Genomic DNA, 468 nt, shown 5'->3' with positions numbered 1-468 from the left:
CATACTGATCGGAGATGTGGGTGTAGAAACTGACGCCCGGTTCACTGCCATTGCGCGCATTGATATCGCTGATCGCAGCGCCTCTGCCACCTGCATGAAACAATTGACCATCACTTGAGGACGATGTGCCGTCTCCCCAGAGTGACGCCAGGGGCAGCCCACGATGGGCTGCAACCATACGGCCAAGGGCTTCGGCGTATCCGGCCTCGCTGATATGCCAGTCATGCAGATGCGCCAACTGGCGCAGGGTGGCACCCTGACAGGTGTCGGCCATGCGTGTCAGACCAAGATTAATCCCATCCGCCAGGATCACCGTCAGCAGGGCGTTTTTGTCATCCGCGACACGGCTGGAACGGCGATGGGTAAAGCAGTCGGTGAAGCTGATCCAGCGGTCCACTTCCAGCAGAAGATCAGTAATCTTGATGCGTGGCAGCCGGTCGTAAGCCGCCCGCCTCAACTCTTCCACAG

Annotated in this window: 1 protein-coding gene; it reads right to left on the bottom strand. The window is 59.0% G+C overall.

Annotated features, from left to right (window positions below; translation table 11 throughout):
- The coding region (locus tag KP705_RS17500; protein ID WP_215765201.1) for a Tn3 family transposase at positions 1–468 on the bottom strand (468 nt) is incomplete at both ends.

The organism is Gluconobacter sp. P1D12_c (assembly GCF_018812105.1).
GTDB lineage: Bacteria > Pseudomonadota > Alphaproteobacteria > Acetobacterales > Acetobacteraceae > Gluconobacter > Gluconobacter oxydans_A.
The sequence above is the reverse complement of the archived record's forward strand: the minus strand, read 5'-3'. Positions and strand labels throughout refer to the sequence as shown.